This is a genomic window from Ochrobactrum sp. BTU2 (assembly GCF_024539785.1).
GTDB classification, from domain to species: Bacteria; Pseudomonadota; Alphaproteobacteria; order Rhizobiales; family Rhizobiaceae; genus Brucella; species Brucella anthropi.
Genome location: NZ_JAHWRG010000022.1, coordinates 19,486 through 27,128 on the forward strand (window position 1 = coordinate 19,486; position 7,643 = coordinate 27,128).

The window sequence follows — 7,643 nt, forward strand, 5'->3', positions numbered from 1 at the left end:
TCAATTCCTCCTATCATCCTCGCAACGACTATGCGGCCGACGTGAAGGCGATGCCCTCGAACAGTCTGGTGCTCGTCGGCGACAAGGATGAGGCCGTCGACAGTACCGCGCTACTCGATCTGTTGAAGGCCAGCGGCTACCGCGGACGCGCAGAAGTTCTGGCGGAGACGACACATTTCGGTATCTTCCACGATGCCGAGGCACTGAAGCGAATGACCGATTTCATCGCGACTGTGCCGGTGCCCTGATACGAGTGGTTCTCAACCGATCGGCTGCGCGCGCGGGAACTGGTTCAAGATGCCCCGGCAATGGTTCCAAACGGGTTCGGTACCCAATGTGACTTCAGCTCACGACTTAGCGGCGATCCAGAGTTGCCGGCCGGCTTCGTGCCCCCACTATGCCGACAAGCAAATGCTGATACGGCAGGTTTCGGGTGCTCCGCAACCCAGACTCAACGTCTGACTAGGGGTCGGAAGCTGTCGCAAAATATGGTCGAAAGATATGTCTTTGTCGTGAAGGTTGTCGCTCCAACAACATGGAGCGCAAGAAATGGAAATATCAGATCAGACTACCTCCCTTGATCCCTACTTCGCGTCGTTCGAGGACAGTTTTTCTGCAAAGAACTACAAACCCGATACCCTGGCGAATTACCGATACCTGCTTCGCCGCTTCGGGCGATTGCTCGAAACCGAGGGCATTGCACCCTCGGCGTTGACGCCAGAACTTGCCGTCGAACTAGGGCGACGGTTGCCGGTCACACCAAAAAGCCAGATCAAGGTTCCCAATCTTGCCAGGCTGTTTGTCGCGCATCTGATTGAGATCGGGGTGGCGACACGGCCACCGTTGACACCTGCGCAGGCCGAACGTGCAGAGTTGCTGAGCAATTTTGAAACCTATCTTCTGCAGCAGCGCGGCCTCAGCCCGCGAACGATTTATCATGTGCTGCGGTTCGCGGATCGCTTCCTCGATCATCGCTTTGGTGACAATATGCTCGATCTTCCGGCGATGAACATCCGGGATGTCGTGGCGTTCATGGAGCACCTGCTCGCGCGCAAGCACCCGTTCCGCGACAAGACGCCGGCCACGCATCTGCGCAGCTTCTTCCAGTATCTGTTCGCACAGGGCCTGACGACGACCAACCTGTCGCTCAGCGTGCCTAGGACGCATAAGCCCTGGGGCGCCAGGCTTCCGCGTCATCTGTCTCCCGATGAGGTGGAGGCAGTTCTGGCCTCGGTACGGGTCAATCCGCGGCGCGGCGCCCGCGACTACGCAATGCTGATGCTGATGGCCCGCCTCGGCTTGCGCGCACCGGAGGTCATCGCGATGCAGCTTGATGACGTGGACTGGCGGGCCGGCGAGTTGCTGGTCCGTGGAAAAGGCCAGCGTCATGATCGGTTGCCAATCCCGCCCGACGTCGGCGAAGCCATCATCGGCTATTTGCAGCAGGAGCGAACGTCAACGACCACGCGCACGCTGTTCGTGACGCACCGAGCGCCAAACCGCCCATTCAAGGACAGCCAGGTCATAAACGACATCTTGAAGGAAGCGTTCGCGGCGACGGGCGTGAAGCCGCCGACGCCCTATGTGGGCTCGCATGTTCTGCGCCACAGCCTAGCGACGAATATGGTGCGCTCCGGCGCATCGCTTGAGGAAATCGGCGATCTGCTACGGCATCGGTCGCGGGCGACGACGATGATCTACGCGAAACTCGACACGGATGGCCTACGCTCCATCGCCCAATCTTGGCCCGTCGCGGAGGAGGCACGATGAGCTTCCTTGCCGAACTTGACCGCTACGTGACTCTCAGAAGAGTCCTCGGCGCCGATCTGAGTACCGATGCACGGATACTCCGTCGCTTCGCCACCTTCGCCGACCGCGATGGCGCGCAGCACGTGAACACCAATCTGGTCATGCGCTGGCTCGAGAGCCTGCCATCCGCCAGTCCCGGAACCCGGGCAACACGCTTCAGGGTGGCCCGTCAATTTGCGGAATGGTTGCATGGCATTGATCCGAGGCACGAGGCTCCACCCCGAGGATTGGTGCCTGGCCGCCTTCAACGCGTGCATCCATATATTTATAGCGAAGCTGAAATCGTTGCGATCATCGATCAGGCGCGGACGTTACCATCGGTCTACGGCCTGCGTGGCCTGACCTGCTCGACGCTCTTCGGGCTGATCGCCGTGACCGGACTTCGGATCAGCGAAGCTCTCGGTCTCGATCCTGCTGACCTGGAGGTTGAATCCGGCATTCTTCACGTCCGGCAGGGCAAATTCGGCAAGGAGCGATTGCTGCCGCTGGATCATAGCGTCGTGCAACGGCTCGAAAGCTACGGCCGCGAGCGGGACCGGCTGCTCGGGCGCAGGCCGGGAGCATTCTTCGTGACCTGCGAGGGGCATCGTCTTGGCGATTGCAGCGCCCGCTACAACTTCGCGCATGTGTGCCAGCAGATTGGGCTACGAGAGCCGCAGCTTTATCTTCGACATGGCCGTGGGCCGCGCATTCACGATCTTCGCCACACCTTCGCGGTGCGGACCATGCTGAACTGGTACCGGTCGGGCAAAGATGTCAGCCGCGAGATGATCAAGCTCACGACATGGCTGGGTCATGCAAGCCCTGCCAATACCTATTGGTATCTGGAAGCGGTCCCGGAACTGCTGGAACTGGCTTCGTCCCGAATGACTGGCGTGGCGGCGGAGGCGGGAATCCGATGAAGGCGACCAACTTCCCCGCGCTGATCCAACGCTTCTTCACCGACCGGCTCTCTACGCAAATGGAGGCGAGCCGCCACACCGTCGCTGGCTACCGGGACACATTCCGGTTGCTGATCCGGTATGCGAGTTCCAGGTGCGGGAAGCCGCCGACGAAGCTCACGATCGAGGATCTCGACGCCGATCTCGTTGCCGACTTCCTGACCCATGTGGAAACGGCGCGCGGCAACACGGCGCGCACCCGCAATACACGCCTTGCCGCGATCCGATCATTCTTCCGCTACGTCGCAATGACCGATCCGAGCTGGCTTCTTCATTGCCAGCGTATTCTCTCGATGCCGAACAAGCGGTATGTGAAGCGAAGCGTGACGTTCCTTGACGCTCAAGAGATCGCGGCGCTGCTCGCAGCACCAAATCGAACGATATGGGTGGGACGCCGTGATCACGCTCTGTTGCTGCTTGCGCTTCAGACCGGATTGCGAGCGTCAGAACTGATCAATCTGCGCTGCAAGGACGTGGTTCTTGGGACTGGCGCCTACATCCGCTGCATCGGAAAGGGGCGGAAAGAACGCAGCACTCCTCTTCGTCGCGATACAGCTAAGCTGATTCAGGGCTGGATAGGCGAACGCCGTAACAGCGATGGGCCATTGTTCCCGTCGATCCGGGGCGAGCGGCTCAGTCGCGATGCGTTGGAACACCTGGTGCGCAAGCATTGCCTAGCAGCATCACGAGTTTGCCCGAGCCTCGCAGGCAAGCGCGTCACGCCGCACACGTTGCGGCACAGCACGGCGATGGAATTGCTGCATCATGGTGTCGACCAATCCGTGATCGCTCTATGGCTTGGGCACGAATCCGTGGAAACAACCCAGATCTATATCCACGCCGACATGCGGCTGAAGGAAAAGGCGCTCGCGCAGGTTGCCAGCCCAGAAACGCATACCGGGCGTTATCGCCCAAGCGATGAGCTGCTCGCTTTCCTCGAAACGCTCTGATTATGCCGAACTGCCGCATGGCCGACAGCAGACGCAACGGCCGCCGAACTCGGCCATGCGGCATAATCCAGCTTACGGCATAATGACCCAGCTCATGCAGGGCTGTCCGATGCCAGTTGATCGGCTCGAAATAAGCTTGCGGCGGTGGCACGACCACATGGTCGAGGGCCGGGACATAGAAGGCGCGATCCCCGCCGATGCGGAAGTCGATGCCGGTGGCTTTGATAAGCGCCTCGACCCTCGGCTCGATTAGGCCGGGTGGTGGGGGCGGCATAGCGACGGCGATATCCTCGGGCAACCCCTCGCATTGGGCAGCGTTGAACACGGTGAACCGCTTCAGGAACGGGATCGTCCCCGGTTCCTCGCCGGTTTCTCTCGCGCGCCGCTTCTCGTCCTCGGGCGTGAAGCGGTCGGCATAGACGACGGTGGTGCCACGCTCGCCCTTGCGAACATTGCCGCCAAGGGTGGCCGCCTGGCGATAGGTGAGCCAACCTTGTCCGGGGAAACCGTGCTGAACCACGGCGCCCCAAAGGATCAGGATATTGATGCCGCTATAGGCGCGGCCAGTGCTGGCGTTCTGCGGCAGGCCGAGCGGGGCCTTGGCGGTGGCCTTACCCCATGGCTGGACCCAAGGAAAGCGCCCGGCCTCAAGTTCGGCGATGATCTTGCCGGTGATTTCGTCATAGAGGTTCGTCCGCTCCGAGCCGGAGCGTGGGGTGCGGTCATATCTGGACATCGCGGTTCTCCGCGACGGGCGCCGGAGACCTGCTCTCCAGCCTTCAACCCGTCACGGCAAACCCGGCCCGCACTCTCACTCTAAGGGGCGTTGCGGGGATCTCCCCCGCTCGATGGGGGTGCGCCGGCAACATGGTGCCGGCCAAGGGAAAGGCTTTCCCCCAAATAAACGTTTTTGACTGGCTGGATTATCCTGAGGCTCATGCCTGCGCTAGCATGGCGGCAATGTCGGAGATCGCTCGCAGCAGAACCAGCGGATCATCTCGGGAAGGCATGAAACCATGTCGTTGCCAGAATAGCGCCGCCTCCTCATCGACGGCATTGACCAACAAGGCCCGACCGCCGATCAGGCGCGACGCCAGAACGCAACGCTGAAGAGCATGTTTCATCAAGCCGGTGCCGATCCCCTGCCCCGCCCTATCAGTGTCCGTGGCGAGTTGCCCGAGAAGCAAGCAGGGGACCGGGTTGGGCGGCTGTCCGGTGCGGATTGCGCGCGGCAGGATTGAGGGGACGGCCCCTGTCGGGGCCAGCCCATAATATCCGACGACACGCCCCGCCTCGTGGACGACGACGACAGCCGTGAAGCCCTTTTCCTGATTGGCAAGGGCGCGGGTCTTCAGCCAGTGATCGAGCGTGGGCTTACCGCATGAAAATGCGGAAACGTCATGGGCCGCAGTCAGCGGCTCGGGCGCAGATAAAGCCACGGCTCACCGCTTCGGCTCAAAGCCGGGTTCCCACGGCGCGGGCCGCTTCAGCACTTCCATCATCTCGGGGACGATGGTGGGCGGGCGAGACAGGATCTCCATGAAATCCGCGAAGCCCTCCGGGCTCATGCGGATCAGCCCCTGCTCCATGACGACCTCCTCGGCGGCCCGCACGGCGGCATCCCGCACGAAATCCGTTCGGGAACGGCCGCGCAGGTTTGCCGCGCGGTCAATCATCGCCACATCCGCTTCGGGCAGTCGCATTGAGATGGGATATTCCTTGCGTTCCGCTGTGCTGACCATGAGTCGTCTCCTTTCATGCAAGATAGGGGATTGTATCGCAAAAGGCAATACGATAATATCCTAGTCATGCTCACCGAACTCGCCATAGCGCCAAGGAGCCCCTCGATACCCGCCGCCGGGGCGAAATCCCGTAGGTTATTTCGCTATGCCATGATGCGCATGACTACTCTGGAACGCGCCGGAGTACGCAGCATAGCGCTGGATTCCGCCAAATATTCGACTGCGTTTTCAGTTGCTTATACCGTCATAGGCGCGAATTCTGTCTCGCATGACCTTGCGAGCCCCCGGAAACACAGCAAAGATGTCAGGACGAGAGCGCGAAGCGCTGCTCGAATCCCTGATGATCGACGAGCCGGAACTGACCTTTACGCCAAGGGGCGATCCCGATCCGCGCCTTCTGCGTCTCGTCGAGTTTCTGGCGCGGCAGGCAGCGCGGGAATGCTACGCCGAGGAAGTGAAGATGACGCGTCGACGGGGGAAGCGCACCTCCTGATGCCGAAAGGAGATGTGCAGTGAAAGTCGCGATCTACGCCCGCTATTCGTCGGACAATCAGCGCGAGGCGTCCATCGCCGACCAGTTCCGCATGTGCCGCCTGCGGGCGGAGAAGGAAGGCTGGACGGTGGTCGAGGAATATTCCGATCACGCCATCTCCGGCTCCAGCATGATCCAGCGTCCTGGCATCCAGGCGGTGATCATGGATTCCGTCCGAGGCCGGTTCGACATGATCCTGGCCGAGGCGCTCGACCGGATCAGCCGGGATCAAGAGGACATCGCCGGCATCTACAAGCGCATGCGCTATGCCGACGTGAAGATGTTCACCCTGTCCGAGGGCGAGATCAGCGAGTTGCATGTCGGGCTCAAGGGCACGATGAACGCCTTGTTCCTAAAGGATCTGGCCGACAAGACGCGCCGCGGACAACGCGGCCGCGTCGAAGCCGGCAAGTCGGGCGGCGGCAATTCCTACGGCTATGACGTGGTGAAGAAGTTCGATGCCAATGGTGAGCCCGTCCGTGGCGACCGCACTATCAACGAGGCGCAGGCCGAGGTTGTGCGCCGCATCTTCCGCGACTACGCGGCCGGCAAGTCGGCCAAGACCATCGCCCTCGCCCTGAACAGGGACCGTATCCCCGCGCCGTCCGGTGGCGATTGGGGTTTCAGCACGATCAATGGCAACCCGAAGCGTGGCAACGGCATCCTTAACAACGAGATGTATGTCGGCAAGATCGTCTGGAACCGCCAGCGATTCGTGAAAGACCCCGATACCGGCAAGCGCCAGGCCCGCCCCAACCCCGAATCCGAATGGGTCATCCAGGAAGCGCCGGAGCTGCGCATCCTCGATGACGACCTCTGGAACGCCGTGAAGGCAAGGCAGGGCGAGAACCGGACCGAGCGGGATGAGAGCGGCATCGCCGACGTCCGCAAGATGAACTACCGACGCCGGCCGAAATATCTCTTCTCGGGCCTGACCAAATGCGCCTGCTGCGGCGGCGGTTATTCGGCGATCTCGGCGACCCTGATCGGCTGCTCGACGGCACGGAACAAAGGCACCTGCGATAACCGGACCAACATCCGTCGAGACGAATTGGAGACGCGCGTGCTGAATGCGCTTCGCACCAAACTTGTCGATCCCGAATTGTTCGCTCACTTCTGCGCGGTGTTTACGCAAGAAATGAACCGGCTGCGGATGGAAGGCCGCGCGGGCATCGCTGGGGCCGAGGCTGAGATAGCGAAGATCGAGCGCGAACTGACAAAGCTTCTGACGGCTATCAAGGCCGGTGGCCCGATCGAGGCCATCGTGGGAGACATGAAGCGGCTGGAGGCACAGAAGGCTGAGCTGCGGACGTTCCTGGCCGAGGCGGAAGAACCGCCTCCCCTGCTGCACCCCTCGATGGCGCTGCAATACCGCAAGCGGGTCCAGCAGCTCTATGAAGCCTTGCAAGACGAAGAGGAAGAGAAGCGGATCGAGGCAGCAGACATCCTGCGCTCACTGGTGGACAAGATCGTGCTGACGCCCGTGGACGGCAAGATTGAGATCGACGTCCAAGGCGATCTTGCTGGAATCCTTACGATTTCCGCACAAACGAAAAACCCCGCCGGAGGGCTGGGTGGATCGCAAGTAAAGATGGTTGCGGGGGCAGGATTTGAACCTGCGGCCTTCAGGTTATGAGCCTGACGAGCTACCGGGCTGCTCCACCCCGCG

7 protein-coding genes, 1 tRNA gene and 1 pseudogene are annotated in these 7,643 nt (G+C 61.4%); 5 read left to right on the plus strand and 4 right to left on the minus strand.

From position 1 onward, the window contains the following. Positions 1–549 precede the first annotated feature (549 nt). The 3 genes from KWJ32_RS25375 to KWJ32_RS25385 are packed head-to-tail and all read left to right on the plus strand — an operon-like array spanning position 550 to position 3,700. Positions 550–1,770: a site-specific integrase gene (locus KWJ32_RS25375; RefSeq protein ID WP_137387900.1), complete on the plus strand. Its 1,221-nt coding sequence runs from the start codon at positions 550–552 to the stop codon at positions 1,768–1,770. After that, positions 1,767–2,711 carry a tyrosine-type recombinase/integrase gene (locus KWJ32_RS25380; RefSeq protein ID WP_137387901.1) on the plus strand — a complete coding sequence of 315 codons (945 nt, stop codon included), beginning with the start codon at positions 1,767–1,769 and terminating at the stop codon, positions 2,709–2,711. Before KWJ32_RS25375 ends, KWJ32_RS25380 begins: the two co-directional genes overlap by 4 nt. Continuing rightward, positions 2,708–3,700, plus strand: a complete 993-nt coding sequence (locus KWJ32_RS25385; RefSeq protein WP_024897186.1) for a tyrosine-type recombinase/integrase — start codon at positions 2,708–2,710, stop codon at positions 3,698–3,700. The genes KWJ32_RS25380 and KWJ32_RS25385 overlap by 4 nt, the downstream gene beginning before the upstream one ends. An 82-nt stretch (positions 3,701–3,782) precedes the next feature. On the opposite strand, the pseudogene KWJ32_RS25390 reads toward KWJ32_RS25385, so the two are convergent. The 3 genes and pseudogenes from KWJ32_RS25390 to KWJ32_RS25400 form a co-directional block, all read right to left on the minus strand. Next, positions 3,783–4,436: pseudogene (locus KWJ32_RS25390) on the minus strand (ArdC-like ssDNA-binding domain-containing protein); the annotation flags it as partial. A gap of 199 nt (positions 4,437–4,635) precedes the next feature. Further along, the gene (locus tag KWJ32_RS25395) at positions 4,636–5,139 is read right to left on the minus strand and encodes a GNAT family N-acetyltransferase (RefSeq protein WP_037094412.1); all 504 of its coding nucleotides are present in this window, start codon (positions 5,137–5,139) and stop codon (positions 4,636–4,638) included. A gap of 3 nt (positions 5,140–5,142) precedes the next feature. Continuing rightward, positions 5,143–5,442: a DUF1778 domain-containing protein gene (locus KWJ32_RS25400; RefSeq protein WP_037094414.1), complete on the minus strand. Its 300-nt coding sequence runs from the start codon at positions 5,440–5,442 to the stop codon at positions 5,143–5,145. A 301-nt stretch (positions 5,443–5,743) separates the two neighbouring features. Here KWJ32_RS25400 and KWJ32_RS25405 point away from each other — a divergent pair, with 301 nt between their 5' ends. Together KWJ32_RS25405 and KWJ32_RS25410 are read left to right on the plus strand one after the other, a co-directional pair. Then, positions 5,744–5,935, plus strand: coding sequence for a hypothetical protein (locus tag KWJ32_RS25405; protein ID WP_151610619.1), 192 nt, complete (start codon positions 5,744–5,746; stop codon positions 5,933–5,935). A 19-nt stretch (positions 5,936–5,954) separates the two neighbouring features. Further along, positions 5,955–7,610, plus strand: a complete 1,656-nt coding sequence (locus KWJ32_RS25410; RefSeq protein ID WP_151610620.1) for a recombinase family protein — start codon at positions 5,955–5,957, stop codon at positions 7,608–7,610. On the opposite strand, the gene KWJ32_RS25415 is transcribed toward KWJ32_RS25410, so the two are convergent. Continuing rightward, positions 7,567–7,643: transfer RNA gene (locus tag KWJ32_RS25415), tRNA-Met, on the minus strand. The two genes, KWJ32_RS25410 and KWJ32_RS25415, sit on opposite strands and share 44 nt — an antisense overlap.